A 24,725-nucleotide genomic window follows, 5' to 3' on the forward strand; every position below is an offset into this window, starting at 1 on the left:
TTAAGAAACAGGAAGAGGTGTAACCGTGTCTAAAGAAAAATTTGAGCGTAGTAAGCCGCACTTGAACGTAGGCACCATTGGTCACGTAGACCATGGTAAAACCACTTTGACTGCCGCCCTGACCCGTGTATGTCACGAAGTCTGGGGTACAGGAACTGCAAGCGCATTCGATCAGATCGATAACGCGCCGGAAGAGCGTGCGCGTGGTATCACCATCGCCACCTCCCACGTTGAGTACGATTCTCCGACCCGTCACTACGCTCACGTAGACTGCCCGGGCCACGCTGACTATGTGAAGAACATGATCACTGGTGCGGCACAGATGGACGGCGCGATCCTGGTTTGCTCCGCAGCTGACGGCCTCATGCCGCAGACTCGTGAGCACATTCTGCTGTCCCGTCAGGTTGGCGTACCTTACATCGTTGTGTTCCTGAACAAGGCGGACATGGTAGACGATGAAGAGCTGCTCGAGCTGGTCGAGATGGAAGTTCGTGATCTGCTGAGCCAGTACGACTTCCCGGGTGACGACACTCCGATCATCACCGGTTCCGCGCTGATGGCGCTGGAAGGCAAAGACGACAACGAGATGGGCACTACCGCTGTCAAGAAGCTGGTAGAAGCTCTGGATGACTACATCCCCGAGCCGGAGCGTGCGATCGATCAGCCGTTCCTGATGCCGATCGAAGACGTCTTCTCTATCTCTGGCCGTGGTACCGTAGTAACCGGTCGTGTTGAGCGTGGCGTTATCAAGACTGGTGACGAAGTTGAGATCGTTGGTCTGAAAGACACCGTCAAGACTACCTGTACTGGTGTTGAGATGTTCCGCAAGCTGCTCGACGAAGGTCGTGCGGGTGAGAACATTGGTGCACTGCTGCGTGGTACCAAGCGTGACGACGTTGAGCGTGGTCAGGTTCTGGCGGTTCCGGGCTCCATCACTCCGCACACCAAGTTCGAGTGCGAAGTGTACGTACTGTCCAAAGAAGAAGGTGGTCGTCATACTCCGTTCTTCAAGGGCTACCGTCCGCAGTTCTACTTCCGTACCACCGACGTAACCGGTTCTTGCGAACTGCCGGAAGGTGTGGAAATGGTTATGCCGGGTGATAACGTCAAGATGAGTGTTACCCTGATTGCTCCGATCGCCATGGAAGATGGCCTGCGCTTCGCGATTCGTGAAGGCGGCCGTACCGTTGGTGCCGGCGTAGTCTCCAAGATCATCGAGTAATCTGCTCGTTTGATCAGGAAAAAGGGGCTGATTCTTCAGCCCCTTTTTCTGTTTCAGCCGCAAAGCCTGCCTGGCCCGGTCAATCAGCATTGCTGTTGACAGGGTTGGGTATTATGCATACAATGCGGCTCCTTTTTTTGAAGGTCGGCTAACTAGTAGCTGCTACGAGTGGAGTTTGGTGCAACATGCAAAGCCAAAAAATTCGAATCCGGTTGAAGGCGTTTGATTATCGCCTGATCGACCAGTCCACGCAGGAGATCGTCGATACCGCCAAGCGGACCGGCGCTCAGGTGCGTGGCCCTATCCCTCTGCCGACGCGGAAGGAAAAGTACACGGTATTGATCTCTCCGCACGTCAACAAAGACGCGCGCGATCAATACGAAATTCGTACGCATAAGCGTTTGCTCGACATCGTTGAGCCGACGGAAAAGACAGTAGATGCTCTGATGAAACTGGACCTGGCAGCAGGTGTGGACGTTCAGATCAGCCTCGGCTAATACCGCCCGGTATCAGTCTGTGTAACTGTCATAAGGCCATAGAGGGTGAGAGCCCCGTACACTTAAGAGGTGAAACATGGCAATTGGTATTGTCGGTCGCAAGGCCGGTATGACCCGTATTTTTACGGAAGATGGGCAGGCGCTGCCCGTAACGGTAATCGAGGTTGAGCCCAACCGCATTACCCAACTGAAAACTCTTGAAAGCGATGGCTACCGCGCCGTACAGGTGACTGTCGGTACTCGTCGTTCCTCTCGTGTTACCAAGAGCGAAGCGGGCCACTATGCCAAGGCGGGCGTTGAAGCCGGTCGTGGTATGTGGGAATTCCGTCTTGCTGATGGCGAAGGTGAAGACCTGGCCGCCGGTGGCGAGATCACGGCTTCTGTATTCGAAGACGGTCAGGTGGTTGATGCCATCGGTCAGTCCAAGGGTAAGGGCTTCCAGGGCGGTGTAAAGCGCTGGAACTTCTCCATGCAGGATGCCACCCACGGTAACTCTCTGTCTCACCGTGCTCCGGGTTCCATTGGTCAGAACCAGACTCCGGGCAAGGTATTCAAGGGCAAAAAGATGGCGGGCCAGATGGGTAATGCTCAGGTAACTGTGCAGAACCTGAAAATTGTCCGTGTCGACGCCGAGCGCAACCTGCTGCTGGTAAGTGGTGCCGTTCCCGGCGCAACTGGCGGCGATGTTGTCATCAAGCCTGCAGTTAAAGCCTGAGGAGCGGTGCGATGGAATTGACTATTACAGGTAGCGGCAAGGGAATTTCTGTTTCCGACGCTGCATTCGCCAAAGATTTTAACGAGTCGCTGGTTCACCAGGTAGTGACTGCCTACATGGCAGGCGCCCGCCAGGGTACCAAGGCTCAGAAGACGCGTTCCGAAGTAAGCGGTGGCGGTAAGAAGCCATGGCGCCAGAAGGGCACCGGTCGTGCCCGTGCCGGTACTATTCGTAGTCCGATCTGGCGCGCCGGTGGTGTTACCTTTGCAGCCAAGCCTCGTGGCTTCGAGCAGAAGGTTAACCGCAAGATGTACCGCGCAGCGATGCGCTCCATTTTTTCCGAGCTGGTTCGTCAGGAGCGTCTGGTTGTTGTCGACGACATGAATGTTGACAGCCCGAAGACCAAGGCATTCAACGCCAAGCTGAAGGATATCGGTGTGACCAACGCGCTGATTCTGTCCGACAATGTCGAGCAGAACCTGCATCTGGCCTCGCGCAACATTCCGCACGTTGACGTGCGTGATATTGCCGGTCTGGATCCGGTTAGCCTGGTTGCCTTCGAGAAGGTCGTTGTGACCGTTCCCGCTCTGAAGAAGATCGAGGAGATGCTGGGATGAATCAGGAACGTATTTACAAGGTCCTGCTTGGGCCGCACGTATCGGAAAAAGCGTCTCTGGCAGCAGAGCGTGGCCAGGTTGTGTTTCGTGTAGCACCTGATGCCACCAAGCCCGAGATCAAGAAAGCCGTTGAGCAGCTGTTCAACGTCACCGTAGAAGGTGTTCAGGTTCTGAACCGTAAGGGTAAGCTTAAGCGTACCGTTCGCGGCTTCGGCAAGCGTAATGACATTCGTAAGGCTTATGTAAAGCTGGCAGAAGGTCAGGACATCGATTTTCTGGATGTGGAATAAGGTAAAGGGGTCGTAATATGCCGATCGTCAAAACCAAACCAACATCTGCCGGACGCCGTCACGTTGTAAAGCTTTACAACCCGGATCTGCACACTGGGCGCCCTTACGAGCCGTTGGTAGAAAGAAAGAACAAGACGGGTGGTCGTAACAATGTAGGCCGCATCACAACCCGTCACACGGGTGGTGGCCACAAGAAGCACTACCGTGTCATCGATTTCAAGCGGACCAAAGATGGTATCCCGGCGACTATTGAGCGCCTGGAATACGATCCGAACCGCTCTGCGCACATTGCACTGCTGAAGTATGCCGATGGCGAGCGTCGTTACATTATCGCTCCCAAAGGTATGCAGATCGGTGATCCTGTGCGCTCCGGTATCGACGCACCGATCAAGGTGGGCAGCACGTTGCCGCTCCGGAATATTCCGGTCGGTTCTGTGATCCACTGCGTCGAACTCAAGCCTGGCAAAGGTGCACAGCTGGCTCGCTCTGCGGGCGCATCCGTACAGCTGGTTGCCCGGGAAGGTGCTTATGCCACCATCCGCCTGCGCTCAGGTGAAATGCGAAAGGTGCTTGTAGATTGTCGTGCAACGCTGGGTGAAGTATCCAACAGCGAACACAGTCTCAAGCAGCTTGGTAAAGCGGGTGCATCACGTTGGCGCGGTAAACGTCCAACAGTACGTGGTGTTGCTATGAACCCAGTTGACCACCCACATGGTGGTGGTGAAGGGCGTACCTCTGGCGGGCGTCACCCGGTTACTCCGTGGGGTGTTCCGACCAAAGGGCATAAGACTCGTAAGAACAAGCGTACTGACAAGATGATAGTACGTCGTCGTTCGGCCAAGTAAACGACTACATAGAGGTAATTGCTGTGCCACGTTCTTTAAAGAAAGGTCCTTTTATAGACCTGCATCTGTTGAAGAAGGTCGAGGCAGCTCTGGAAGCTAACGACAAGCGGCCGATCAAAACCTGGTCGCGTCGGTCAACAGTTTTTCCGGAGATGGTAGGCCTGACCATTGCAGTCCACAACGGCAAGCAGCACGTGCCGGTTTATGTCACCGAAGATATGGTTGGACATAAGCTGGGTGAGTTCGCGGCAACGCGTACTTATCGTGGTCATGCGGCCGACAAGAAAGCTAAACGCTGATTCTGAGGTAATCGAAATGGAAGTAGCAGCCAAGTATAAGGGCGCTCGCCTCTCAGCTCAGAAAGCACGTCTTGTCGCTGACCAAGTACGCGGCAAGGCTGTTGAGGACGCCCTAAACATTCTGACTTTCAGCCCAAAAAAGGCGGCAACAGTCATCAAGAAAGCTCTTGAGTCTGCTATCGCCAATGCTGAGCATAACGAAGGTCTGGACGTTGACGAACTGCGGGTTTCCACCGTGATGGTGGATGAGGGTCCGACGCTCAAGCGAATCAAAGCTCGAGCCAAGGGGCGCGCTGACCGTATTTTCAAGCGCACCTGCCATATCACCGTCAAGGTCGCCGACAAGTAGGAGATGCTCAGATGGGTCATAAAGTAAATCCAACCGGCATTCGCCTGGGTGTGATCAAAGAGCACAACTCAGTCTGGTATGCCGACAAAAAGGAATACTCCAGGAATCTGCTGAATGACATTCAGGTTCGTGAGTTCCTCGACAAGCGTCTGGTTAAGGCGTCTGTCAGCAAGATTGTGATCGAGCGCCCTGCTCAGAACGCCCGTATCACGATCCATACTGCCCGTCCCGGTATTGTTATCGGTAAGAAGGGTGAAGATGTTGATCGTCTGCGTCGCGAAGTCAGCGACATGATGGGTGTGCCTGTGCACATCAACATCGAAGAAGTCCGCAAGCCGGACCTCGATGCCCGCCTGGTAGCGCAAAACGTTGCCGGCCAGCTGGAGCGTCGTGTGATGTTCCGTCGCGCTATGAAGCGTGCGGTTCAGAACGCCATGCGCCAGGGTGCCAAGGGTATCAAGATCCAGGTAGGCGGTCGTCTCGGGGGTGCTGAAATCGCGCGTTCCGAGTGGTATCGCGAAGGTCGTGTTCCGCTGCACACACTGCGTGCAGATATTGATTACGCAACCTACGAAGCGCATACCACTTACGGCGTAATCGGCGTCAAGGTATGGATCTTCAAAGGTGAGATTCTTGGTGGTATGGAGCAGGTCCGTGCTGACAAGAAAGCCTCTGGGAAGAAAGGTTCTAAGTAAAGGGGCACTCTTATGCTGCAACCAAAACGCACCAAATTTCGCAAGGTAATGAAAGGCCGTAACACCGGTCTTGCTCACCGCGCCAACAAGGTGAGCTTCGGTGAATACGGATTGAAGGCTACGAGCCGTGGGCGTATAACTGCGCGCCAGATTGAGGCAGCGCGTCGTACCATGACTCGTCGCATCAAGCGGGGCGGTAAGATCTGGATCCGGGTTTTCCCGGACAAGCCGATCACCGGTAAGCCGCTTGAAGTTCGAATGGGTAAAGGTAAGGGTTCTGTCGAGTATTGGGTGGCTGAAATCCAGCCAGGCCGCATGCTCTACGAGATGGAAGGTGTTTCTGAGGAAATTGCTCGGGACGCATTCACTCTCGCGGCGGCCAAACTGCCGGTACAGACCACCTTTGTAACGAGGACGGTGATGTGATGAAAGCAATAGAGCTGCGTGAAAAGTCAGTCGAGGAGCTGAACAAAGAGCTGATCGACCTCCTGAAGGAGCAGTTCAACCTGCGCATGCGTAAGGCGACAGGTCAGCTGAATCAGTCTCACCTTCTCGGCAAGGTGAAGCGCGACATCGCTCGCGTGAAAACAGTATTGAACGAAAAGGCAGGACAGTGACATGACCGAAGCTACCCAAACTGCCAGAACTCTGAGCGGCAAGGTCGTGAGCAACAAGATGGAGAAATCCATCGTGGTGCTGGTCGAGCGTCAGGTGAAACACCCGCTGTACGGTAAGTACATGAAGCGTTCAACCAAGATCCACGCTCACGATGAGAGCAATCAGTGCAACATCGGTGACACTGTGACCATTCAGGAAACCCGTCCGGTCTCCAAGACCAAGAGCTGGGCCCTGGTGGAAGTTACCGAACGTGCATCCAAGGTGTAACGCCGGAGAACAACCATGATTCAGACTCAAACAATGCTTGAAGTCGCGGACAACAGCGGTGCGCGTCAGGTGATGTGCATCAAGGTCCTGGGCGGTTCACATCGGCGTTATGCCAGCGTAGGGGATATCATCAAGGTGACCGTCAAGGAAGCCATCCCCCGCGGTAAAGTGAAGAAAGGCCAGGTCCTGAAAGCTGTCGTGGTGCGCACCCGCAAGGGTGTTCGTCGTCCCGACGGTTCGCTGATCCGTTTCGACGGAAACGCGGCAGTACTTCTGAACAATCAGGACGCTCCTATTGGTACCCGTATCTTCGGACCGGTTACCCGTGAACTGCGTAATGAGAAGTTCATGAAAATTATCTCACTGGCACCCGAAGTACTTTAAAGGACCAGAGGCCGGTTATGAAAAAGATCAAACGAGATGACGAAGTAATCGTCACCACGGGGAAAGATAAAGGCAAACGTGGTAAAGTCCTGAAGGTTCAGGACGATGGCCGTATGGTTGTTTCAGGGATCAATATGATCAAGAAACACACCAAGCCTAACCCGATGCTGGGCTCCCCAGGTGGCATCGTCGAAAAAGAAGCACCTATCCAGGCTTCCAACGTGGCTATTTTTAATCCGCAGACCGGCAAAGCCGATCGTGTAGGCTTCCAGATCAAGGAAGACGGCGCGAAAGTGCGGATCTTCAAGTCCACGAACGAAGCTGTCGATAACCAGTAAGCGGTGGTGGTTACGATGCTTAACATGAAAGAGCAGTACAGTAAGGAAGTGGTACCCGCCCTGCAGAAGGAGTTCAGCTACAAGAACGTCATGCAGGTGCCGCGTATCGAAAAGATCACCCTGAATATGGGTGTCGGCGAAGCGGTCGGTGACAAAAAGCTGATTGAAAATGCCGTGGCGGATCTCGAGCGCCTGGCAGGTCAGAAAGCAGTGGTCACCCTGGCTCGTAAATCCGTCGCGGGTTTCAAGATCCGTGAAGGTTGGCCGATCGGTTGTAAGGTTACCCTGCGCGGCGAGCGTATGTGGGACTTCTTTGATCGCCTGGTTCACATTGCGGTACCCCGCATTCGTGACTTCCGCGGTCTGAATCCCAAGTCGTTCGACGGTCGCGGTAACTACAGCATGGGCGTGCGTGAGCAGATCATTTTCCCTGAGATCGAGTACGACAGAGTCGACAAGATCCGTGGTCTGGACATCACCATTACCACCACTGCCGGTACCGACGATGAAGGTCGCGAACTGTTGAAAGCCTTCGGCTTTCCGTTCAAGAAATAAGGAACGAGTGTAATGGCTAAGGTTTCCATGAAAAACCGTGAGCTCAAGCGCGAAAAAACCGTTGCGAAGTTTGCAGCGAAGCGTGCCGAGCTCAAGGCGATTATCAAGAACCCGAATACCAGCGATGATGACCGTTGGGACGCACAGATGAAGCTTCAGCAGCTTCCTCGCGATGCATCTCCTTCGCGTCTTCGTAATCGTTGCCAGGTGACTGGTCGTCCCCATGGCGTTCTGCGCAAGTTTGAGCTGTCACGGATCAAACTCCGTGAATACGGCATGCGCGGTGACGTTCCGGGCCTGACCAAGGCAAGCTGGTAAGATAGGTACCCTGACTTCGGTCAGGTGCCTGTTGGTAAGCGGTGCGGCAAGCCGCTGCACAACTAAAAAGATCAGGAGCCTCATACCAATGAGTATGCAAGACACGCTTGCGGATATGTTTACCCGTATCCGTAATGCACAGATGGCATCAAAAGCAGACGTTACGATGCCGTCTTCAAAGATGAAGATCTCCGTAGCCCAGGTCCTGAAGGACGAAGGCTACGTCGACGATTTCTCCGTTTCAGCCGACGCGAAGCCCGAGCTGACGATTACTCTGAAATATTTCGGTGGTAAGCCGGTTATTGAGGAGATCAAGCGGGTCAGCCGTCCGAGTCTGCGCCAGTACAACGGCGCTGGGGAACTGCCGAAAGTATCCGGTGGTCTGGGAGTCGCGATTGTCTCAACGTCCAAAGGCGTTATGACAGACCGCGCCGCACGAGCTGCTGGCGTGGGTGGCGAAGTCATCTGCACCGTATTCTAGGAGATACACATGTCCAGGGTTGCCAATAATCCTGTCGTGCTGCCTTCCGGTGTTGAGGTTAAGCTGAACGGACAGGAAATTAGTGTGAAGGGTTCCAAGGGAGCGCTTCAAATCACCATTCACCAAGCGGTTGAAGTAAAGCAGGAAGAGAATGTTCTGCGCTTTGCGGCCCGCGATGGTGCTACAAAGTCCCGCGCTCTTGCTGGTACTACTCGTGCACTGGTCAACAACATGGTGACCGGTGTAACTACAGGCTGGGAACGTAAACTCCAGCTGACGGGCGTAGGTTACCGTGCCCAGGCGCAAGGTAAGAAGCTCAACCTGACGCTGGGTTTTTCGCACCCGGTTGAGTATGAGCTGCCCGAGGGGATTACCGCAGAAACTCCGTCCAATACGGAAGTTGTGATTCGCGGTATCGACAAGCAACAGGTTGGCCAGGTCGCTGCGGAAGTCCGCGCGTTCCGTCCGCCCGAGCCTTATAAGGGCAAGGGTGTTCGTTATGCGGATGAGCAGGTCAGACGCAAAGAAGCCAAGAAGAAATAAGGCGGGACTATGAGCGCGAATAACGAAAGATTGCGTCGCGCACGCAAAGTGCGCATGAAGATCCGTGAACTGGGTACCACTCGTCTGTGCGTTCACCGCACACCGCGTCATATGTATGCCCAGGTCACCACTGCAGACGGCAGCAAAGTGCTGGCTTCTGCCTCCACGTTGGATAAGGAACTGCGCCAGGGTGCAACCGGTAACGTGGACGCTGCCAAGAAGGTTGGTCAGCTGATCGCTGAGCGTGCCAAGGCGGCAGGTGTTGAGCAGGTTGCTTTTGACCGCTCCGGTTACCGTTATCACGGCCGTGTCCAGGCTCTGGCCGACGCAGCCCGTGAAGCTGGCTTGCAATTCTAAGAGGTGGAGAAGATGAGCGTTAACGAACAGAAGGCGCCTGAGCTCCAGGAGAAGCTGGTCCAGGTCAATCGTGTCGCCAAGGTTGTTAAAGGTGGCCGTATTTTCGCCTTCACCGCACTGACTGTAGTGGGTGATGGCAAAGGTCGCGTTGGTTTCGGTCGTGGCAAGGCGCGTGAAGTGCCGGTCGCCATCCAGAAGGCCATGGAAGCTGCACGCAAGAACATGGTAGAAGTTCCGCTTGACGGCACTACCCTGCAATACCCGGTCAAGGCTCAGCATGGCGGCTCCAAGGTCTACATGCAGCCGGCGTCCGAAGGTACTGGTATCATCGCCGGCGGTGCGATGCGTGCAGTACTGGAAGTGGCGGGTGTTCAGAACGTACTGTCCAAGTGTTACGGGTCTACCAACCCGGTGAACGTTGTACGTTCCACCATCAAGGGTCTCCAGGCGACACAGGCGCCTGAAGATATTGCAGCCAAGCGCGGTAAGACCGTGGAAGAGATTCTGGGTTGAAGTCATGGCGAACGCAAAAACGATCAAAGTAACTCTGACCCGCAGCCCGATCGGCTGTCAGCCCAAGCACAAGTTGTGTGTGAAGGGCCTGGGTCTTCGTAAAATCGGTCACACCGTGGAAGTGGAAGACACACCGTCCATCCGCGGCATGATCAACCGGGTTAACTACCTGGTTCGGGTTGAGGAGAACTAAGATGCGTCTGAACGAACTTAGTCCAGAGCCCGGTTCACGTCCCGCCGCACGGCGCGTCGGTCGTGGTATCGGTAGCGGTCTCGGTAAAACCGGTGGTCGCGGTCACAAAGGTCTGAAGGCACGCTCCGGTGGCAGTGTAGCGCCCGGTTTCGAGGGCGGTCAGCAGCCGTTGGCCCGTCGTCTGCCGAAGTTTGGCTTCACGTCCCGTCAGCAGCGCTACGTCGCTGAAATTCGCCTGAACGAACTGGCGAAGGTTGAAGGCGATGTGGTGGATCTGGAAGCCCTGAAAAAGGCAGACATCATTCGCGGGGAAATTCGCGAAGCCAAGGTTATCATGTCCGGCGAACTGAGCCGTGCGGTAACTGTGAAGGGACTTCGGGTAACCAAAGGCGCGCGCGAGGCAATTTCTGCCGCGGGTGGTAAAGTCGAAGACTAAGGCGAGTCGAGGACTAAATGGCCAAGAACGCATCATTGCCTGCGGGCGCGGGTAAAGGACTGGCTGAGCTGCGATCGCGGCTCTGGTTTGTCTTCCTGGCATTGCTGGTGTACCGGATCGGTGCCCACATTCCGGTGCCGGGTATCAACCCCGACCGTCTGGCGGCACTGTTTGAACAGAACCAGGGCACAATCCTGAGCATGTTCAACATGTTTTCCGGTGGTGCGCTTGAGCGCATGAGTATCTTCGCTCTCGGTATCATGCCGTACATCTCTGCCTCTATCATCATGCAGCTCATGACTGCGGTTAGTCCGCAGCTTGAGCAGCTAAAGAAAGAAGGCGAGGCTGGCCGTCGAAAGATCAGCCAGTACACTCGGTATGGTACGGTTATCCTGGCCCTGGTTCAGGGTTTTGGTATTTCTGTCGGCCTGGCATCACAGGGTGTCACCTTCAATGACAGCTTTAGCTTCCACTTCGTGGCGGTTGTGTCATTCGTCAGTGGCGCCGTGTTCATGATGTGGCTTGGCGAGCAGATCACTGAGCGGGGTGTCGGTAACGGCATCTCCCTGTTGATCTTCGCCGGTATTGTTGCCGGGTTGCCCGGCGCTATCGGTCAGACGCTCGAGCAAGCCCGTAATGGAGAGATGAGCCTGCTGGTGGTTCTGGGCATTGGCGTTCTTGCGGTTGCTGTCATCGGCTTCGTGGTTTTCATGGAGCGCGGCCAGCGCCGGTTGACGATCAACTACGCCAAGCGGCAACAGGGTCGCCGGGTGTTTGCCCAGCAATCCAGTCATCTTCCCCTGAAGGTGAACATGGCGGGTGTTATTCCGCCCATCTTCGCGTCTTCCATTCTGCTTTTCCCTGCATCGCTGGGTCAGTGGTTTGGTCAGGGTGAGGGCATGGAATGGTTGAGTGACATCTCCCAGGCCCTGGCGCCAAGCCAGCCGTTGTACATTATCCTGTTTGCGGCAGCAGTGGTTTTCTTCTGCTTCTTCTACACAGCCCTGATGTACAATCCGAAAGAAGTTGCGGATAACCTCAAGCGCTCTGGAGCGTTTATTCCGGGCATTCGTCCTGGTGATCAGACTGCCAAGTATATCGATGGTGTTCTGACCCGTCTGACGCTGTTCGGTGCAATGTACATTGCAGCAGTTTCCCTGTTCCCTCAGTTCCTGATGGTGGCCGGGAATGTTCCGTTCTATCTGGGCGGTACCTCTCTGCTGATTGTTGTAGTCGTGGTGATGGATTTCATGGCGCAGGTTCAGTCGCACCTGATGTCGCATCAGTATGAATCGCTGATGAAGAAGTCCAATCTCAAGGGCTATGGTCGGAACGGTTAATCTCGTTCCCCTTGAAAACTGGAGTCGACAATGAAAGTACGCGCTTCGGTAAAGAAAATTTGCCGTAACTGCAAAGTAATTCGTCGCAATGGCTCGGTACGGGTCATTTGCTCGGAGCCTCGTCACAAGCAACGCCAGGGCTGATCCTTACGGGATCCAGAACTGACATTGTAGAGGGTACGAATAATAGCGCTTGACCCCGGCAGGGGTCAGGCGCTATTATTTCGCGCCCTTTTATAGTGGCGGAAAATTCACACAGCAAAGCTTTGAACGCGGAGTAATTTGGATGGCACGTATAGCCGGTGTCAATATACCCGATCACAAACATGCTGTTGTCTCGCTGACCTACATCTTTGGTGTTGGCAAGACCACAGCCCAGAAGCTTTGCGACGCTACCGGTGTCAAGCCGGACCTTAAGGTCAAAGACCTGAGCGACGAGCAGCTTGAAGCACTTCGTACTGAAGTGGGCAAGGTGTCTGTCGAAGGTGATCTGCGTCGTGAAGTACAGATGAACATCAAGCGTTTGAAGGATCTCGGATGTCACCGTGGTCTGCGTCATCGTCATGGCCTTCCGGTCCGTGGCCAGCGCACCAAGACCAACGCACGCACCCGTAAAGGTCCACGCAAACCTATTCGTAAGTAACAGGTAGGCAAACATGGCAAAGCCAGGTACACGTACCCGTAAAAAGGTGAAAAAGACGGTTGTTGATGGCGTCGCGCACATTCACGCGTCCTTCAACAACACTATCGTGACCATTTCTGACCGTCAGGGCAACGTCCTGTCCTGGGCCACCTCTGGTGGTTCCGGTTTCCGTGGGTCACGCAAGAGTACACCTTTTGCTGCGCAGGTAGCAGCTGAAAGAGCCGGTAATGCGGCTGCTGAATACGGCCTTAAAAACCTGGACGTAGAGGTTAAGGGTCCTGGGCCCGGACGTGAGTCTGCAGTTCGCGCGCTGAATGCGTGTGGCTACAAGATCACCAACATCACAGATGTGACGCCGATTCCCCACAACGGCTGTCGTCCGCCCAAGAAGCGCCGCGTCTAACACAGGAGACAGTGAATTATGGCTCGTTATATAGGCCCGAAGTGCAAGCTGTCTCGTCGTGAAGGGACAGATCTTTTTCTGAAGAGCGGTGTTCGCGCGCTCGATTCCAAGTGCAACATCGAGACTCCGCCGGGTATGCACGGCGCGCGTCGCGGTCGTCTGTCCGAGTACGGCGTACAGCTTCGTGAGAAACAGAAAGTTCGTCGTATCTACGGCGTTCTCGAGAAGCAGTTCCGCAACTATTACAAAGAGGCCGCCCGAGGCAAAGGTGCAACTGGTGAAAACCTGCTGCAACTGCTGGAAGGCCGTCTCGATAACGTTGTATATCGCATGGGCTTTGGTTCTACCCGTGCAGAAGCCCGTCAGCTCGTCTCTCACAAGGCGATCCTGGTCAATGATAAGCCGGTTAACATTCCGTCCTATCAGGTACGTCCGGGTGATGTTGTGAGCTTGCGTGAAAAGGCGAAGAATCAGCTGCGTGTTAAAGGCGCACTGGATCTGTCTGCAAGCCGTGCACCGGTGAGCTGGGTAGAGGTCGACGCCAACAAGATGTCCGGCGTTTACAAGTCAGTACCTGAGCGTACTGAGCTGCCGGCCGACATCAACGAGAACCTCATCGTCGAGCTTTACTCCAAGTAAAGCCCAGTTAGCAACGATAGCAGATAGGGGCGTCTATGCAGCGTTCAGTACATGAGTTATTGACACCTCGTACCATTGACGTGAAGGAATCAAGCGCCACACGTGCCAAGGTTACGCTTGAGCCTCTGGAAAGGGGCTTTGGTCATACCCTGGGTAGTGCACTGCGCCGGATTCTCTTGTCTTCGATGCCGGGCTGCGCCGTGACTGAAGCGCAGATTGACGGTGTCCTGCACGAGTACAGCGCCATTGAGGGTGTCCAGGAAGACGTCATCGAGATTCTGCTGAATCTCAAAGGCGTTGCCGTAAAAATGAACGGCCGGGATGATGCCGAGCTCACGCTCAGCAAGAAAGGCCCGGGCGTTGTGACAGCCGGTGATATCAAGCTGGATCATGACGTCGAGATTGCCAACCCGGAGCACGTGATCTGTCACCTTAGCGAGAATGGTGAAGTGAACATGCGTCTCCGTGTTGCTCGCGGTCGCGGCTATGAGCCGGCGGACCAGCGTGGTCTTGACGAGGACGAAACTCGCGCCATCGGACGCCTGCAGCTGGATGCAACATTCAGCCCGGTTCGTCGTGTGGCTTACGCCGTGGAAAGTGCACGGGTAGAGCAACGGACCGATCTGGACAAGCTGGTTATCGACCTGGAGACCAATGGCACCATCGACCCGGAAGAAGCAATTCGCCGGGCGGCGACCATTCTCCAGCAGCAACTGGCGGTGTTTGTTGATTTCGATCATGAGAAAGAGCCCGAGCGTGTTGAGGAAGAGGAAGAAATCGATCCGATCCTGCTGCGTCCGGTTGATGATCTGGAATTAACAGTGCGTTCAGCTAACTGCTTGAAGGCTGAGAACATTTACTACATCGGCGATCTTATTCAGCGCACAGAAGTTGAGCTGTTGAAGACGCCTAACCTTGGTAAAAAGTCGCTGACCGAGATCAAGGACGTTCTGGCGTCCCGTGGTCTGTCACTGGGCATGCGTCTTGATAACTGGCCGCCGGCTAGCCTTCGTGGCGACGACCGGGTTCTGGGCGGTTAATCGCCGATTAGTTTAAGGTAAGGAATCAGAGCAATGCGTCATCGTAAGAGTGGTCGTAAGTTCAGCAGGACCAGTGCGCATCGCAAGGCCATGTTCCGTAACATGACTGCGTCACTGGTTGAACACGAGCTGATCAAAACAACGCTGCCGAAAGCCAAAGAGCTTCGTCGGGTAGCTGAGCCTTTGATCACGCTCTCCAAGAATGATTCGGTCGCGAATCGTCGTCTGGCGTTCTCACGCCTGCGTGACGATGCTGCGGTTGCCAAGCTGTTTGATGAGCTTGGACCCCGTTACAGCGAGCGTCCGGGTGGATACCTTCGTATCCTGAAGTGTGGCTTCCGTGCTGGCGACAATGCCCCTATGGCATTTGTTGAGTTGGTCGGTCGTCCGCTGGATATCGAAGCGGAAGAGGTGGACGAAGACGAGGATTAATTGCCTCGGCTTCGGCCAACGATGAAAAAACCGGGTTCCGAGAGGTTCCCGGTTTTTTTGTGTCTGGATTTCAGGAAATTCGTGGCCTTCCAGGTTAGGTGGCAGGCCCGGGGGTGAGGGTGTATTTTCTTTGGGAAAATAACTCGCTTCGCTCAGACATCTTTTCCCGGCAGAAAATACACCCTCACCCCCGGGCCGACCGAGTTTTGCATTGCTCGCCAATTACTTCGTCAGCATTGGCTTCAGATAGCGGCCTGTGTGGGAAGCGGCGTTCTCCGCAACCTCCTCGGGCGTTCCCTCGGCAATGATCTGGCCACCGCCAGAGCCTCCTTCAGGACCCAGATCGATAATCCAGTCTGCGGTTTTGATTACATCCAGGTTGTGCTCGATCACCACGATGGTGTTGCCGTGGTCACGCAACCGTTCCAGGACATTCAGCAGTTGCTGGATGTCATAGAAGTGCAGGCCGGTGGTGGGCTCGTCCAGAATGTAGAGAGTCTTGCCGGTATCCCGCTTGGAGAGCTCCTTGGCCAGCTTCACCCGCTGGGCTTCGCCGCCGGAGAGCGTCACCGCGCTCTGCCCAAGCCGGATGTAGGACAGGCCCACATCCATCAGGGTCTGCAGCTTGCGGGCCAGGAAAGGGACAGCGTCGAAGAACTCGCGACCTTCCTCAACGGTCATTTCCAGCACTTCGTTGATGTTTTTGCCCTTGTAGCGCACTTCCAGAGTTTCACGGTTGTAACGTTTGCCCTTGCAGACATCACAGGGTACATAGACATCCGGCAGGAAGTGCATTTCCACCTTGATCACGCCGTCGCCCTGGCAGGCTTCGCACCGGCCACCCTTGACGTTGAAGGAAAAGCGCCCGGGCTTGTAACCGCGGGAGCGTGCCTCCTGGGTTCCGGCGAAAAGTTCGCGGATGGGGGTGAACAGGCCGGTGTAGGTGGCCGGGTTGGAGCGTGGTGTGCGACCGATGGGGCTCTGGTCAATGTCGATGACCTTGTCCAGGTTATCCAGCCCCTTGAGCGACTGGTAGGGCGCATGATTCAGGCTGGTGGCCTTGTTTAGTTTGGCGGCGGCCACCGGATACAGGGTGCTGTTGATCAGAGTGGACTTGCCCGATCCGGACACGCCGGTGATACAGGTCATGATTCCCAGGGGCAGGTTCAGGGTAACGTCTTTCAGGTTGTTGCCGGTGGCGCCAGCCAGCGTTAACGACTTTCCGCTGCCCTTATTGCGCTGTTTTGGAATGGCTATTTCCCGGGTGCCATTCAGATACTGACCGGTGAGAGAGTCGGGATTGTCGATGATTTGTTGCGGTGTGCCCTGGCCGATGACGTGGCCGCCATGGACGCCGGCGCCGGGCCCGATATCGATCACGTGATCGGCGGCGCGGATGGCGTCCTCGTCGTGTTCGACGACAATTACGGTGTTGCCCAGATCCCGCAGGTGGGTGAGGGTTGCCAGCAGTCGGTCATTGTCCCTCTGGTGCAATCCGATGGAGGGTTCGTCGAGAATGTACATGACGCCCACTAGCCCGGCGCCAATCTGGCTTGCCAGACGAATACGCTGGGCCTCGCCGCCGGACAGGGTGTCGGCACTGCGCTCGAGGGTCAGGTATTCCAGGCCCACGTTTACCAGGAACTGAAGCCTCTGGCGTACTTCCTTCAGAATTTTCTCGGCAATTTCGCCTTTCCGTCCCGGCAGAGCCAGGGTTTCGAAGTAATCGTGGGCCTCGCCAACCGGCAAGTGGGTAACATCAGCAATGTTGTTTTCTTCAATGAAGACATGGCGGGCGCTTCGGCGCAGTCGGGAACCTCCGCACTCCTTGCACGGTTGGGTGCTGAGGTTGCGAGCCAGTTCCTCCCGCATGCTCTGCGAGTCGGTCTCACGGTAGCGCCGCTCAAGGTTGGGCAGAATGCCCTCGAACGGATGAGCCTTCTCCATGATATGACCACGGGAGTTCACGTAGCGGAAAGGAATGTCCTCATCGCCTGAGCCAAACAGCAGTACGTTGCGAAAGTCCTCGGGTAGGTCCGCCCAGGGTGTTTCCAGGTCGATGCCATAGTGGTCTGCCACGCTGCCCAGCATCTGGAAGTAATAGACGGCCCGGCGATCCCAGCCTTTGATGGCACCGGATGCCAGAGTCGCCTCAGGGTGGTGGACTATTTTCTCCGGATCGAAGAACTGTTTGACACCCAGACCGTCGCAGGTTGGGCAGGCGCCTGCGGGATTGTTAAAGGAAAACAGTTTCGGCTCGAGCTCACTCAGGGCGTAGCCGCACTGGGTGCAGGCATAACGGGCGGAGAAGGTGTGTTCATCGCCTTCGCCGGTCATCGGGGCTACCAGGGCAATTCCGTCTGCCAGGCTCAGTGCAGTTTCGAAACTCTCAGCCAGTCGCTGCTCAAGCCCCGGCTTGACCTTGAACCGATCAACGACCACATCAATCTGGTGCTTGCGTTTCTTGTCCAGGGCCGGGACATCGTCAATGTCATAAACGGTGCCGTCCACACGCAGGCGGATGAAGCCTTGGCTGCGCATGGTTTCGATAACCTGCAGGTGCTCACCCTTCCTGTCACGGATCACCGGTGCCAGGATCATCAGTTTGCTGTCTTCCGGCATGTCAACCACCTGGTCCACCATCTGACTGATGGTCTGAGCTTCCAGGGGTTGGCCATGGTCGGGGCATCGGGGCTCGCCGGCTCGGGCAAAGAGCAGGCGCAGGTAATCGTATATTTCAGTGATGGTGCCGACTGTTGAGCGCGGGTTGTGGGAGGTCGACTTCTGCTCGATGGATATGGCGGGCGACAGGCCTTCGATATGGTCTACATCGGGCTTTTCCATCATTGAAAGAAACTGGCGGGCATAGGTGGACAGCGATTCCACGTAGCGGCGCTGACCCTCGGCATAGAGGGTGTCGAAGGCAAGGGAAGATTTGCCGGAACCGGAAAGGCCGGTAATCACGATGAGCTTGTCCCTTGGCATATCCAGGTCGATGTTCTTCAGGTTGTGGGTTCGCGCCCCTTTGATCTGGATATGGTCCATAACACCTCGCTCGGATAAAAACGAAAATTATACCGCGTTGGGCCCGCTGCGGCGAAAATGATAACGGGTACCAGGCCTCTTCACCTGTCCCGCGCAAGGGCGCCTTCTGCTACAATGCGCCGCCTGAAAAGGGTATCTGCCCTCAATCTGACCGCTTTCAACCCCGGCTGAGGTACGTAATTGCCATGAATGCGCTGGAAAAACGCTCCGTCTTCGCCCTGGCGTCTGTCTACGCCATGCGCATGCTCGGACTGTTCATGGTGCTGCCGGTATTCATGCTGCTTGGCGAAGACCTCAAAGGTGCAACGCCAGCCTTGCTGGGTTTCGCCATAGGCGCATATGGGCTCAGCCAGGCGCTGTTGCAGATTCCCTTCGGCATGCTGTCTGACCGGGTCGGCCGTAAGCGCATGATCTACATCGGGCTCGTATTATTTGCCGCGGGCAGTCTTCTGGCGGCGGCCACGGACTCCATATACGTTGTGATTGCCGGTCGGATTCTTCAGGGAGCCGGTGCGATTGCAAGCGTTCTGATGGCATTGCTCAGTGACCTGACTCGCGAAGAAGAGCGGACCAAGGCCATGGCAACCGTGGGTATTACGATTGGTATGTCCTTTTCGGTCTCGCTGGTACTTGGCCCCCTTCTTGGCGCCTGGTGGGGACTGTCCGGGATTTTCTACGCGACGGCCGGGCTGGCCGTGGTGGCCCTGTTGATCGTAAGCCGTCTGGTGCCGACTCCCCATCAACACAAAGTCAGTGCCGATACCCACCCTGCCAGGGAGATGCTGGGCCGGGTGCTTGCAGATGGACGACTGCTGAGATTGGATTTCGGTATTTTTGCCCTGCATCTGGTGCTGACTGCCCTGTTCCTGGTGTTTCCCTCCATGCTGCAGAATCAGTTCGGGCTTGCCACCAGTTCGCACTGGTGGTTCTACCTGAGCGTGATGATAATGTCTTTCTTTGCCATGGTGCCCTTCATCATCATTGGTGAGAAAAAGCGCAAGATGAAGCCTGTGCTGGTTGGGGCAATTGCACTGCTGACATTGGCAACCGCCGGGTTTACCGGGGTGTCCGGCAGTCTGGTTGCGGCCTGGGTCGTCCTGTTTTTCTTCTTCATGGCCTTCAACCTGCTTGAGGCCAGCCTGCCGTCGCTGATCAGCAAGGAGGCGCCAGCCGCCAGCAAGGGGACGGCGATGGGTGTCTATTCCACCTCCCAGTTCATGGGCGCGTTTCTGGGCGGCGCCCTGGGCGGCTTTCTGCTGGAGGGGGGCGGAATCCATGGGGTGCTCTGGTTTATGGTGGTGGTGCTTGGCCTCTGGTTGCTGGTGGCGTTCACCATGCCGGCGCCCGGTCATACCATCAGTTTCGTGGTACAGTTGCAGCAAGTAATAAGCGAGCAGTACGACGACATTGATGACAATCTACGCCGCCTCCCGGGCGTGCAGGACGTTGTGATTGTGGAGGAGGCTGCCACCGCCTATCTTAAGGTGGATCGGCAGCAATTTGATGAAGCGTTACTTGCGGACTTTTCTTTTGTCCGGCAGGCTAACAATTCTTGAAATCCGGAGGCACGCACGGAGCGCGGGCGTCCCTGAAAACAGAGTCAGGAGCAGAAAATGGCACGAGGCGTAAACAAGGTAATTCTCATCGGTAATCTGGGACAGGACCCGGATACCCGTTACACCCCTAACGGCAACGCCGTTGTGAACCTGAATCTTGCAACGGACGAAAGCTACAAGGATCGTCAGACCGGTCAGCTGGTGCCGAAAACCGAATGGCACCGGGTTGTCATGTTCGGCAAGATCGCCGAAGTGGCCGGCCAGTACCTGCGCAAAGGCTCAAAGGTTTACATCGAGGGCAAGCTGCAGACCCGCAAATGGCAGAACAAGGAAGGGCAGGATGTGTACACCACCGAGGTTGTGGTGGATATCAATGGCCAGATGCAGATGCTCGACAGCCGTGGCGCAGAGGGCGGAATGAATCAGGGCGCACCGGCAGGACGGCCTCAGCAGTCCGGCTACAATGCGCCCGCCGGGCAGCAAAACAACCCGCCGCCCCAGTCTGGAGGCTACAGCAATCAGCCTTCCCAGGGCAGCATGCCCGAGCCGGTTGATGACTTTGATGATGACATCCCGTTCTGATGCCTATCGCATCGGGATCTGGACATCCGAAGTGAGTAAAGCCTCCGCCTTGCGGGGGCTTTATTGTTACGGACTTGCAAAAACGGTGTGAAATCACTCAAAAAAACGTGGAGTTACGTTCACTTTCTCATCTATCATGTAATCCATTGTAAAAAGCGCCTGTTTTTTAGGCAGCAAAATAACGACTTGAGGCCGGCGAGTGGCCTTCGGATCCTTTTTCAACGGACTCCATGACAAAGACACCAATACTCAGAAAACTGACCGGTCTGTTCAGGCGCTCCGGGGCACGCCTGCGGGTTTGTCTGGAGATTCGTCCCGATGGCATCGCCTGGTCGGAATCCGGTCGGTCGGGCTTTACGGATTGTCTGCCTGCAAGACGTCAAGAGGTGCTCTCCGGGTTGGTCGAAAACAGCGGTTGGTCTGGTGCCGAGACGACGCTCGTTTTGCCTCTGGACCAGTATCAGGTATTCCAGATGGAGCGTCCGGAAGGCATCGAGGAGTCGGAGCTGGGCGATGCGCTGAAGTGGAAGCTGAAGGATTTTCTTGATTTCAGTCCGTCTGATGCTGTCTCCGATGTGTTCCCATTTCCGAAGGACGCCTCCCGAGGCCGCGGTGAGCTGGTCAATGTGGTTGCTGCCAGGAAAGTGCTGGTTTCGGAGCTTATTACGCTGGTTCAGGAGGCTGGCCTGGAGCTGAAGCGCATTGATATTGCCGAACTGGCGTTGCGGAATCTGGTGTGCAGGCTGGATGAAAACCGGCGTGGTGCCGCTTTGGTGCATCTGAAAGAAAATTACGGCCAGATGGTAATCTGCAAGGACAACACGCTGTATCTGTCCCGCCGGCTGGATGTGACTTCCGAGGACCTCCGCGATGCGGCCCGGCAGGAATCGGCGGTACAGTCCCTGGCCCTGGAAATGCAGCGTTCGCTGGACTATTACGAAAGCCAATTGGGCCAGGTGCCGCCGGCGATGATCCGTCTTGTTGCCCGTGATAGCGTCCTTCCGCTTGCCTCGATGCTGTCTTCCTATGTGGCCGCTGGTATTGAAACCCTCGATTGGGATTCCCTCGGTCTCCAGGCTGATCTGGACAGTCGTTGCCTGCCGGCCTGGAGTGCAGGGCTACCGACGCCGGAGGGTGGTCGCTCATGATTCAGCAGGTCAACCTGTACACCGATGAGCTTCGCCCGAGAAAGGAAAGACTCCAGGCAGGAACCGCCGTTGGTATTGTTGTTTTCGGCTTGGTTCTCGTCGTTTGTGTGGCTGGTTACTTTGCCTATCAGAACTCTGTGATGGCCAATAAGGCCTCACGGCTTGATCGCCAGAATCAACAGCTTGAGCAAGCGGTGGCGGAACTGTCAGCGGCGGCTCGGGCCCGCCAGCCGGACTCGGAGGTTGAAGAAGCGCTTGCGCGGGTTACACAGACTCTCGCACGTCGCCAGCGGTTGCTGGAAAGGGTCGAGAGCCTGGTGTTCTCCGAAGGCCGCCATTTTTCGCCGCAGCTGGCGGCACTGGCCCGACAGATTCCTGAAGATGTCTGGTTAACAGGCGTTACGCTGGAGTCAGGGGCAGACAGGGTCACCATTGAGGGGCGCAGCCGTGACGGGGCTCTGGTGCCTTTGTACCTTGAAAACCTGGGTGAGGAAGCCGCGTTTACCGGAAGAACCTTTGGTGTTTTCCGGCTCTCACGATCAGAGGAAGGTCGCTGGATAGATTTCCACGTTTCCAGCAAACGCGAAGGGGAGGGTAGCTGATGGCGAATGCGTCCAATACCCCCCTTACCCGGGCGGCGCAGTGGTATAACCTGCGCCCGATTCGTGAGCGTGCCTTGATCCTGCTGACCGCGCTGGTGCTCGTGCTGGTTTTGGTCTGGGAGCTTGGGGTTACGCCACTGCAGCAACGGCACCAGAACCTGGAAAACCGAATTCAGATGCTTTCCGCCAGCCGCGACGACCTGCTAGTGCAGCAACAGACACTCAACGAACAGCTCGCGACGGATCCCTCCCGAGAGCTGCTGAACCAATTAAACGCCCGACAGCAAAGGCTGGGGCGGCTCAATGCGCAGATTGCTGACACCACGGGACAGTTGATTGCGCCCAAGGCCATGGTGGCCCTGTTACGCGAGATGCTGGCCGCCCAGGATTCACTGGCGTTGCAGGCTCTGGAGCTACAGACCCCAACCCCGGTTTTTGCGCCAGGGGGAACCGAGCAATCGTCGCAGGAAAAACAAGCGTCACAAGAGCCATTGCTCTACGCCCATGGTGTCGAGCTTCGGATCAAGGGAAGCTACCTCGATGTGCTGAACTATCTCGAGCGGCTTGAGGCGATGGATGAACGACTGGGGTGGATCAGGCTGCAGTACAGCGCAGGAGATTGGCCTTCCGGTGAAGCGGTCATCAGGGTGCAAACACTGAGCCTCGATCGGGCCTGGTTGGGGGTGTGAGGTGAGCAGACGCTTGAGTAAATTAGCAGCCCGGTGGTTTTGCATGGCAGTCGGCTCGCTTGCTGTTTGTGTGGGCGCGGCCCATGCACTACAGGACCCGACCCGGCCACCGGGCACTCAGGCAACAGTGGCCAAGCCGGCGCCAGAACGGGCTCTGGCTCTGGATTCCATTCTTTTCAGCAAGGACAGGCGTGTCGCCGTTATTGAAGGTGAGGCCCTCAGGGAAGGCCAGGGTGTTGACAACGTGCGGGTTATCCGGATTTTTGCCGATCGGGTTCTGGTAACGGATAACGGCCGCGAACGGGTGTTGTACCTGGAGAGACTTCCGCAGGTTCGGGGAACTCAATGACAGATAATCGGATACTCATGACAACGATCAGAACAACCAGTGCCCTGGCTCTGAGCCTGGTGTTGGCGGCCTGCAGCAACAATCCGTTGATGCGCTCGGCAACGGCTACCTCAACCGACGCTGCAGACGCAATTGATCGAAGCCTCGAAGAGGCTGCGCAGACACAACCGGCAGCGCCCCCCACGGGCCAGGCCTCTGCGCCATTGCCTGCGGACGTGAGCGCCGCGTTGCTGCCGCCGCTTTCCGGAGGCGCCGATCTGGACGAACGTTTTGACGTAAATGCCCGGGGCGTGCCTGCGGCAAGCTTCTTTGAATCGCTGGTGGAGGGAACCCGCTACAACGTGGTGGTTCATCCCGATGTCAGTACCAGTATCGATCTCCGGCTGGGTGATGTCACCGTACCGGAAGTGATGGATATTGCCGGTGATCTGTACGGCCTGGATATCCGCCGCAATGGCCGATTGTTCCGGGTGCAAACCGACCAGATCCAGACCCGGCTGTTCCCCATTGATTACCTGCATTTCAAGCGCAAGGGCGGCTCGGAGACCAGGGTAAGCTCCGGTCAGGTGACCGGTGCTCGCAGTGGCAGTTCCGGCAGTTCCAACGGAGATGGCACCGGCTCCGGCGAGACCCGCAACCTCGTTGGAACAACCATTTCCACGGAAACGGCTTCGGATTTCTGGCAGGACATTCAAAGCGCGCTGAGCATGATTATTGGTGGCGATGCTGGCCAGCAGGTTATCGTGAATCCGGGCGCAGGCCTGGTGATGGTCCGGGCTGGTTCCGAGGATTTGCGGATGGTTGAGGAGTATCTGCGCCGCACCGAGCTGATTATGCAGCGCCAGGTCATCCTGGAAGCCAAGATTCTTGAAATCGCGCTTAACGAGGGCTACCAGCAGGGCATCAACTGGTCGGATATCCAGAGTGCGTCGAGCATTACCGCCTCGGACGGTCTGCCCGAGGACTTCACCGCGCAGGCTTTGGCCGGCCAGGTCATTCAGACCTCCGATATTGGAGGCCTGTTTTCTGCCAGCGTGCGGGCTGGCGACTTCACCGGCCTGATTGAGTTGCTTGGCGAACAGGGCAACGTGCAAATTCTTTCCAGCCCCCGCATCTCAACGGTGAACAATCAGAAAGCCGTGATCAAGGTGGGCACCGACGAGTTCTTCGTGACCGACATTGATTTTGATGACAACAATTCCGCCGTAACAGCGACGGATTCGACATCCACCTCGGTGGAGCTCACCCCGTTTTTCTCCGGCATTTCGCTGGATGTGACCCCTCAGATTTCCGAAAGCGGTGTCATAACCCTGCACGTGCACCCCTCGGTTAGCGAAGTGAGCGATCAGGAAAAGGTGATCACCATTGGAGAGCGGGATGTTACGCTGCCCCTGGCCAGCAGCACGGTTCGTGAAACCGATAGCGTGATCCGTGCCGAGAGCGGGCAGATCGTGGTCATCGGTGGTCTGATCCAGAATTCCAGTGAGGACAACAATTCCGCGGTGCCTTTCTTCAGCGAGATCCCGCTGGTCGGTGAACTGTTCAAGCAGCGGCGTTTCCAGTCCCGCAAGAGCGAGCTGGTCATACTTCTGCGACCGGTTGTGGCCGGAACGCCGGAGATGAACGCGGATGTTTCTGCCAGCCGGGAGCGCATGAATGTGCTGCGGGAATTGCTGCAATCGTCTGAATCGGTCACACCGGAACCGGAGAAAGCCGTTCGATAGC

General features: G+C 56.2%; 37 protein-coding genes. 36 read left to right on the forward strand and 1 reads right to left on the reverse strand.

Going from position 1 to position 24,725, the window contains the following annotated elements:
• Positions 1-25 precede the first annotated feature (25 nt).
• The 29 genes from tuf to rplQ all read left to right on the forward strand — a co-directional run bounded on the left by tuf (position 26) and on the right by rplQ (position 15,029).
• Positions 26-1,222, forward strand: coding sequence for an elongation factor Tu (gene tuf, locus KEHDKFFH_RS13375; RefSeq protein WP_104322379.1), 1,197 nt, complete (start codon positions 26-28; stop codon positions 1,220-1,222).
• A 185-nt stretch (positions 1,223-1,407) separates the two neighbouring features.
• Positions 1,408-1,719 carry a 30S ribosomal protein S10 gene (rpsJ, locus tag KEHDKFFH_RS13380; protein WP_004580743.1) on the forward strand — a complete coding sequence of 104 codons (312 nt, stop codon included), beginning with the start codon at positions 1,408-1,410 and terminating at the stop codon, positions 1,717-1,719.
• 76 nt (positions 1,720-1,795) lie between these two features.
• Complete coding sequence (rplC, locus tag KEHDKFFH_RS13385) at positions 1,796-2,434, forward strand: 50S ribosomal protein L3 (RefSeq protein ID WP_104322380.1); 639 nt, start codon at positions 1,796-1,798, stop codon at positions 2,432-2,434.
• An 11-nt stretch (positions 2,435-2,445) separates the two neighbouring features.
• Entirely contained in the window at positions 2,446-3,051 is a 606-nt protein-coding gene (gene rplD, locus KEHDKFFH_RS13390; protein ID WP_064230340.1) for a 50S ribosomal protein L4, read from the forward strand.
• Positions 3,048-3,341, forward strand: coding sequence for a 50S ribosomal protein L23 (rplW, locus tag KEHDKFFH_RS13395; protein ID WP_064230339.1), 294 nt, complete (start codon positions 3,048-3,050; stop codon positions 3,339-3,341). The genes rplD and rplW overlap by 4 nt, the downstream gene beginning before the upstream one ends.
• A gap of 17 nt (positions 3,342-3,358) precedes the next feature.
• Positions 3,359-4,186: a 50S ribosomal protein L2 gene (gene rplB / locus KEHDKFFH_RS13400; protein ID WP_008174864.1), complete on the forward strand. Its 828-nt coding sequence runs from the start codon at positions 3,359-3,361 to the stop codon at positions 4,184-4,186.
• A gap of 23 nt (positions 4,187-4,209) precedes the next feature.
• Positions 4,210-4,485, forward strand: a complete 276-nt coding sequence (gene rpsS / locus KEHDKFFH_RS13405) for a 30S ribosomal protein S19 (protein ID WP_007154011.1) — start codon at positions 4,210-4,212, stop codon at positions 4,483-4,485.
• Positions 4,486-4,501: 16 nt separating this feature from the next.
• Positions 4,502-4,834 carry a 50S ribosomal protein L22 gene (rplV, locus tag KEHDKFFH_RS13410; protein ID WP_048497742.1) on the forward strand — a complete coding sequence of 111 codons (333 nt, stop codon included), beginning with the start codon at positions 4,502-4,504 and terminating at the stop codon, positions 4,832-4,834.
• 11 nt (positions 4,835-4,845) lie between these two features.
• Positions 4,846-5,529 (forward strand): 30S ribosomal protein S3, encoded by a 684-nt coding sequence (rpsC, locus tag KEHDKFFH_RS13415; RefSeq protein ID WP_064230338.1) that lies wholly within the window; start codon positions 4,846-4,848, stop codon positions 5,527-5,529.
• Between the two features lie 12 nt (positions 5,530-5,541).
• Complete coding sequence (gene rplP / locus KEHDKFFH_RS13420; protein WP_008174875.1) at positions 5,542-5,955, forward strand: 50S ribosomal protein L16; 414 nt, start codon at positions 5,542-5,544, stop codon at positions 5,953-5,955.
• Positions 5,955-6,146, forward strand: a complete 192-nt coding sequence (gene rpmC / locus KEHDKFFH_RS13425) for a 50S ribosomal protein L29 (RefSeq protein WP_104322381.1) — start codon at positions 5,955-5,957, stop codon at positions 6,144-6,146. The genes rplP and rpmC overlap by 1 nt, the downstream gene beginning before the upstream one ends.
• Before the next feature lies 1 nt (position 6,147).
• Positions 6,148-6,414, forward strand: coding sequence for a 30S ribosomal protein S17 (rpsQ, locus tag KEHDKFFH_RS13430; RefSeq protein ID WP_008174879.1), 267 nt, complete (start codon positions 6,148-6,150; stop codon positions 6,412-6,414).
• Positions 6,415-6,429: 15 nt separating this feature from the next.
• Positions 6,430-6,798, forward strand: coding sequence for a 50S ribosomal protein L14 (rplN, locus tag KEHDKFFH_RS13435; protein ID WP_007154005.1), 369 nt, complete (start codon positions 6,430-6,432; stop codon positions 6,796-6,798).
• 17 nt (positions 6,799-6,815) lie between these two features.
• On the forward strand, positions 6,816-7,136 hold the full coding sequence (rplX, locus tag KEHDKFFH_RS13440) for a 50S ribosomal protein L24 (RefSeq protein WP_008174881.1): 321 nt from the start codon (positions 6,816-6,818) through the stop codon (positions 7,134-7,136).
• A 15-nt stretch (positions 7,137-7,151) separates the two neighbouring features.
• Positions 7,152-7,691 (forward strand): 50S ribosomal protein L5, encoded by a 540-nt coding sequence (rplE, locus tag KEHDKFFH_RS13445; RefSeq protein ID WP_064230337.1) that lies wholly within the window; start codon positions 7,152-7,154, stop codon positions 7,689-7,691.
• A 12-nt stretch (positions 7,692-7,703) separates the two neighbouring features.
• Positions 7,704-8,009, forward strand: a complete 306-nt coding sequence (gene rpsN / locus KEHDKFFH_RS13450) for a 30S ribosomal protein S14 (RefSeq protein WP_008174884.1) — start codon at positions 7,704-7,706, stop codon at positions 8,007-8,009.
• 88 nt (positions 8,010-8,097) lie between these two features.
• The gene (gene rpsH, locus KEHDKFFH_RS13455) at positions 8,098-8,490 is read left to right on the forward strand and encodes a 30S ribosomal protein S8 (protein ID WP_008174886.1); all 393 of its coding nucleotides are present in this window, start codon (positions 8,098-8,100) and stop codon (positions 8,488-8,490) included.
• Positions 8,491-8,499: 9 nt separating this feature from the next.
• Positions 8,500-9,033, forward strand: a complete 534-nt coding sequence (gene rplF / locus KEHDKFFH_RS13460) for a 50S ribosomal protein L6 (RefSeq protein WP_104322382.1) — start codon at positions 8,500-8,502, stop codon at positions 9,031-9,033.
• A 9-nt stretch (positions 9,034-9,042) separates the two neighbouring features.
• Positions 9,043-9,390, forward strand: coding sequence for a 50S ribosomal protein L18 (gene rplR / locus KEHDKFFH_RS13465; protein WP_008174890.1), 348 nt, complete (start codon positions 9,043-9,045; stop codon positions 9,388-9,390).
• 12 nt (positions 9,391-9,402) lie between these two features.
• On the forward strand, positions 9,403-9,903 hold the full coding sequence (gene rpsE / locus KEHDKFFH_RS13470; protein WP_008174892.1) for a 30S ribosomal protein S5: 501 nt from the start codon (positions 9,403-9,405) through the stop codon (positions 9,901-9,903).
• 4 nt (positions 9,904-9,907) lie between these two features.
• On the forward strand, positions 9,908-10,096 hold the full coding sequence (gene rpmD, locus KEHDKFFH_RS13475; RefSeq protein ID WP_008174894.1) for a 50S ribosomal protein L30: 189 nt from the start codon (positions 9,908-9,910) through the stop codon (positions 10,094-10,096).
• A 1-nt stretch (position 10,097) separates the two neighbouring features.
• Entirely contained in the window at positions 10,098-10,532 is a 435-nt protein-coding gene (rplO, locus tag KEHDKFFH_RS13480; protein ID WP_088829375.1) for a 50S ribosomal protein L15, read from the forward strand.
• 17 nt (positions 10,533-10,549) lie between these two features.
• The gene (secY, locus tag KEHDKFFH_RS13485; protein ID WP_064230335.1) at positions 10,550-11,872 is read left to right on the forward strand and encodes a preprotein translocase subunit SecY; all 1,323 of its coding nucleotides are present in this window, start codon (positions 10,550-10,552) and stop codon (positions 11,870-11,872) included.
• A gap of 30 nt (positions 11,873-11,902) precedes the next feature.
• Positions 11,903-12,016 carry a 50S ribosomal protein L36 gene (gene rpmJ / locus KEHDKFFH_RS13490; protein WP_008174902.1) on the forward strand — a complete coding sequence of 38 codons (114 nt, stop codon included), beginning with the start codon at positions 11,903-11,905 and terminating at the stop codon, positions 12,014-12,016.
• A gap of 142 nt (positions 12,017-12,158) precedes the next feature.
• Entirely contained in the window at positions 12,159-12,515 is a 357-nt protein-coding gene (gene rpsM / locus KEHDKFFH_RS13495; protein ID WP_008174904.1) for a 30S ribosomal protein S13, read from the forward strand.
• A gap of 13 nt (positions 12,516-12,528) precedes the next feature.
• Positions 12,529-12,918 carry a 30S ribosomal protein S11 gene (gene rpsK, locus KEHDKFFH_RS13500; RefSeq protein WP_007153992.1) on the forward strand — a complete coding sequence of 130 codons (390 nt, stop codon included), beginning with the start codon at positions 12,529-12,531 and terminating at the stop codon, positions 12,916-12,918.
• Positions 12,919-12,936: 18 nt separating this feature from the next.
• The gene (rpsD, locus tag KEHDKFFH_RS13505; RefSeq protein WP_008174909.1) at positions 12,937-13,557 is read left to right on the forward strand and encodes a 30S ribosomal protein S4; all 621 of its coding nucleotides are present in this window, start codon (positions 12,937-12,939) and stop codon (positions 13,555-13,557) included.
• Between the two features lie 35 nt (positions 13,558-13,592).
• A complete protein-coding gene (locus KEHDKFFH_RS13510; RefSeq protein ID WP_008174911.1) occupies positions 13,593-14,597 on the forward strand; it encodes a DNA-directed RNA polymerase subunit alpha in 1,005 nt (334 codons plus the stop codon).
• A gap of 33 nt (positions 14,598-14,630) precedes the next feature.
• Positions 14,631-15,029, forward strand: a complete 399-nt coding sequence (gene rplQ, locus KEHDKFFH_RS13515) for a 50S ribosomal protein L17 (protein ID WP_064230334.1) — start codon at positions 14,631-14,633, stop codon at positions 15,027-15,029.
• 222 nt (positions 15,030-15,251) lie between these two features.
• Here rplQ and uvrA read toward each other — a convergent pair whose 3' ends face one another.
• The gene (uvrA, locus tag KEHDKFFH_RS13520; RefSeq protein ID WP_104322383.1) at positions 15,252-18,074 is read right to left on the reverse strand and encodes an excinuclease ABC subunit UvrA; all 2,823 of its coding nucleotides are present in this window, start codon (positions 18,072-18,074) and stop codon (positions 15,252-15,254) included.
• A gap of 185 nt (positions 18,075-18,259) precedes the next feature.
• On the opposite strand from uvrA, the gene KEHDKFFH_RS13525 reads away from it, so the two are divergent.
• From KEHDKFFH_RS13525 to mshL, 7 genes are all read left to right on the forward strand, one after another.
• Positions 18,260-19,630 (forward strand): MFS transporter, encoded by a 1,371-nt coding sequence (locus KEHDKFFH_RS13525; protein WP_104322384.1) that lies wholly within the window; start codon positions 18,260-18,262, stop codon positions 19,628-19,630.
• 57 nt (positions 19,631-19,687) lie between these two features.
• Positions 19,688-20,212 carry a single-stranded DNA-binding protein gene (ssb, locus tag KEHDKFFH_RS13530; protein ID WP_092034262.1) on the forward strand — a complete coding sequence of 175 codons (525 nt, stop codon included), beginning with the start codon at positions 19,688-19,690 and terminating at the stop codon, positions 20,210-20,212.
• A 230-nt stretch (positions 20,213-20,442) separates the two neighbouring features.
• On the forward strand, positions 20,443-21,360 hold the full coding sequence (locus tag KEHDKFFH_RS13535) for a type IV pilus biogenesis protein PilM (protein ID WP_104322385.1): 918 nt from the start codon (positions 20,443-20,445) through the stop codon (positions 21,358-21,360).
• Positions 21,357-21,962 carry a PilN domain-containing protein gene (locus tag KEHDKFFH_RS13540; protein WP_104322386.1) on the forward strand — a complete coding sequence of 202 codons (606 nt, stop codon included), beginning with the start codon at positions 21,357-21,359 and terminating at the stop codon, positions 21,960-21,962. The genes KEHDKFFH_RS13535 and KEHDKFFH_RS13540 overlap by 4 nt, the downstream gene beginning before the upstream one ends.
• The gene (gene gspM / locus KEHDKFFH_RS13545; protein ID WP_104322387.1) at positions 21,962-22,651 is read left to right on the forward strand and encodes a type II secretion system protein GspM; all 690 of its coding nucleotides are present in this window, start codon (positions 21,962-21,964) and stop codon (positions 22,649-22,651) included. The genes KEHDKFFH_RS13540 and gspM overlap by 1 nt, the downstream gene beginning before the upstream one ends.
• Before the next feature lie 43 nt (positions 22,652-22,694).
• Positions 22,695-23,000: a hypothetical protein gene (locus tag KEHDKFFH_RS13550; RefSeq protein WP_241956505.1), complete on the forward strand. Its 306-nt coding sequence runs from the start codon at positions 22,695-22,697 to the stop codon at positions 22,998-23,000.
• A gap of 17 nt (positions 23,001-23,017) precedes the next feature.
• Positions 23,018-24,724: a pilus (MSHA type) biogenesis protein MshL gene (gene mshL / locus KEHDKFFH_RS13555; RefSeq protein WP_104322443.1), complete on the forward strand. Its 1,707-nt coding sequence runs from the start codon at positions 23,018-23,020 to the stop codon at positions 24,722-24,724.
• The last annotated feature ends 1 nt before the right edge of the window (position 24,725 follow it).

This window comes from Marinobacter maroccanus (assembly GCF_002933275.1).
GTDB lineage: Bacteria > Pseudomonadota > Gammaproteobacteria > Pseudomonadales > Oleiphilaceae > Marinobacter > Marinobacter maroccanus.

Bases quoted from the DNA above. Each gene is read 5' to 3' on its own strand.
- rpsJ (WP_004580743.1), top strand. From the start codon at position 1,408: ATGCAAAGCCAAAAAATTCGAATCCGGTTGAAGGCGTTTGATTATCGC.
- rplC (WP_104322380.1), top strand. From the start codon at position 1,796: ATGGCAATTGGTATTGTCGGTCGCAAGGCCGGTATGACCCGTATTTTT.
- rplD (WP_064230340.1), top strand. From the start codon at position 2,446: ATGGAATTGACTATTACAGGTAGCGGCAAGGGAATTTCTGTTTCCGAC.
- rplW (WP_064230339.1), top strand. From the start codon at position 3,048: ATGAATCAGGAACGTATTTACAAGGTCCTGCTTGGGCCGCACGTATCG.
- rplB (WP_008174864.1), top strand. From the start codon at position 3,359: ATGCCGATCGTCAAAACCAAACCAACATCTGCCGGACGCCGTCACGTT.
- rplV (WP_048497742.1), top strand. From the start codon at position 4,502: ATGGAAGTAGCAGCCAAGTATAAGGGCGCTCGCCTCTCAGCTCAGAAA.
- rpsC (WP_064230338.1), top strand. From the start codon at position 4,846: ATGGGTCATAAAGTAAATCCAACCGGCATTCGCCTGGGTGTGATCAAA.
- rplP (WP_008174875.1), top strand. From the start codon at position 5,542: ATGCTGCAACCAAAACGCACCAAATTTCGCAAGGTAATGAAAGGCCGT.
- rpmC (WP_104322381.1), top strand. From the start codon at position 5,955: ATGAAAGCAATAGAGCTGCGTGAAAAGTCAGTCGAGGAGCTGAACAAA.
- rpsQ (WP_008174879.1), top strand. From the start codon at position 6,148: ATGACCGAAGCTACCCAAACTGCCAGAACTCTGAGCGGCAAGGTCGTG.
- rplN (WP_007154005.1), top strand. From the start codon at position 6,430: ATGATTCAGACTCAAACAATGCTTGAAGTCGCGGACAACAGCGGTGCG.
- rplX (WP_008174881.1), top strand. From the start codon at position 6,816: ATGAAAAAGATCAAACGAGATGACGAAGTAATCGTCACCACGGGGAAA.
- rplE (WP_064230337.1), top strand. From the start codon at position 7,152: ATGCTTAACATGAAAGAGCAGTACAGTAAGGAAGTGGTACCCGCCCTG.
- rpsN (WP_008174884.1), top strand. From the start codon at position 7,704: ATGGCTAAGGTTTCCATGAAAAACCGTGAGCTCAAGCGCGAAAAAACC.
- rpsH (WP_008174886.1), top strand. From the start codon at position 8,098: ATGAGTATGCAAGACACGCTTGCGGATATGTTTACCCGTATCCGTAAT.
- rplF (WP_104322382.1), top strand. From the start codon at position 8,500: ATGTCCAGGGTTGCCAATAATCCTGTCGTGCTGCCTTCCGGTGTTGAG.
- rplR (WP_008174890.1), top strand. From the start codon at position 9,043: ATGAGCGCGAATAACGAAAGATTGCGTCGCGCACGCAAAGTGCGCATG.
- rpsE (WP_008174892.1), top strand. From the start codon at position 9,403: ATGAGCGTTAACGAACAGAAGGCGCCTGAGCTCCAGGAGAAGCTGGTC.
- rpmD (WP_008174894.1), top strand. From the start codon at position 9,908: ATGGCGAACGCAAAAACGATCAAAGTAACTCTGACCCGCAGCCCGATC.
- rplO (WP_088829375.1), top strand. From the start codon at position 10,098: ATGCGTCTGAACGAACTTAGTCCAGAGCCCGGTTCACGTCCCGCCGCA.
- secY (WP_064230335.1), top strand. From the start codon at position 10,550: ATGGCCAAGAACGCATCATTGCCTGCGGGCGCGGGTAAAGGACTGGCT.
- rpmJ (WP_008174902.1), top strand. From the start codon at position 11,903: ATGAAAGTACGCGCTTCGGTAAAGAAAATTTGCCGTAACTGCAAAGTA.
- rpsM (WP_008174904.1), top strand. From the start codon at position 12,159: ATGGCACGTATAGCCGGTGTCAATATACCCGATCACAAACATGCTGTT.
- rpsK (WP_007153992.1), top strand. From the start codon at position 12,529: ATGGCAAAGCCAGGTACACGTACCCGTAAAAAGGTGAAAAAGACGGTT.
- rpsD (WP_008174909.1), top strand. From the start codon at position 12,937: ATGGCTCGTTATATAGGCCCGAAGTGCAAGCTGTCTCGTCGTGAAGGG.
- KEHDKFFH_RS13510 (WP_008174911.1), top strand. From the start codon at position 13,593: ATGCAGCGTTCAGTACATGAGTTATTGACACCTCGTACCATTGACGTG.
- rplQ (WP_064230334.1), top strand. From the start codon at position 14,631: ATGCGTCATCGTAAGAGTGGTCGTAAGTTCAGCAGGACCAGTGCGCAT.
- uvrA (WP_104322383.1), bottom strand. From the start codon at position 18,074: ATGGACCATATCCAGATCAAAGGGGCGCGAACCCACAACCTGAAGAAC.
- KEHDKFFH_RS13525 (WP_104322384.1), top strand. From the start codon at position 18,260: ATGAATGCGCTGGAAAAACGCTCCGTCTTCGCCCTGGCGTCTGTCTAC.
- ssb (WP_092034262.1), top strand. From the start codon at position 19,688: ATGGCACGAGGCGTAAACAAGGTAATTCTCATCGGTAATCTGGGACAG.
- KEHDKFFH_RS13535 (WP_104322385.1), top strand. From the start codon at position 20,443: ATGACAAAGACACCAATACTCAGAAAACTGACCGGTCTGTTCAGGCGC.
- KEHDKFFH_RS13540 (WP_104322386.1), top strand. From the start codon at position 21,357: ATGATTCAGCAGGTCAACCTGTACACCGATGAGCTTCGCCCGAGAAAG.
- gspM (WP_104322387.1), top strand. From the start codon at position 21,962: ATGGCGAATGCGTCCAATACCCCCCTTACCCGGGCGGCGCAGTGGTAT.
- KEHDKFFH_RS13550 (WP_241956505.1), top strand. From the start codon at position 22,695: ATGGCAGTCGGCTCGCTTGCTGTTTGTGTGGGCGCGGCCCATGCACTA.
- mshL (WP_104322443.1), top strand. From the start codon at position 23,018: ATGACAACGATCAGAACAACCAGTGCCCTGGCTCTGAGCCTGGTGTTG.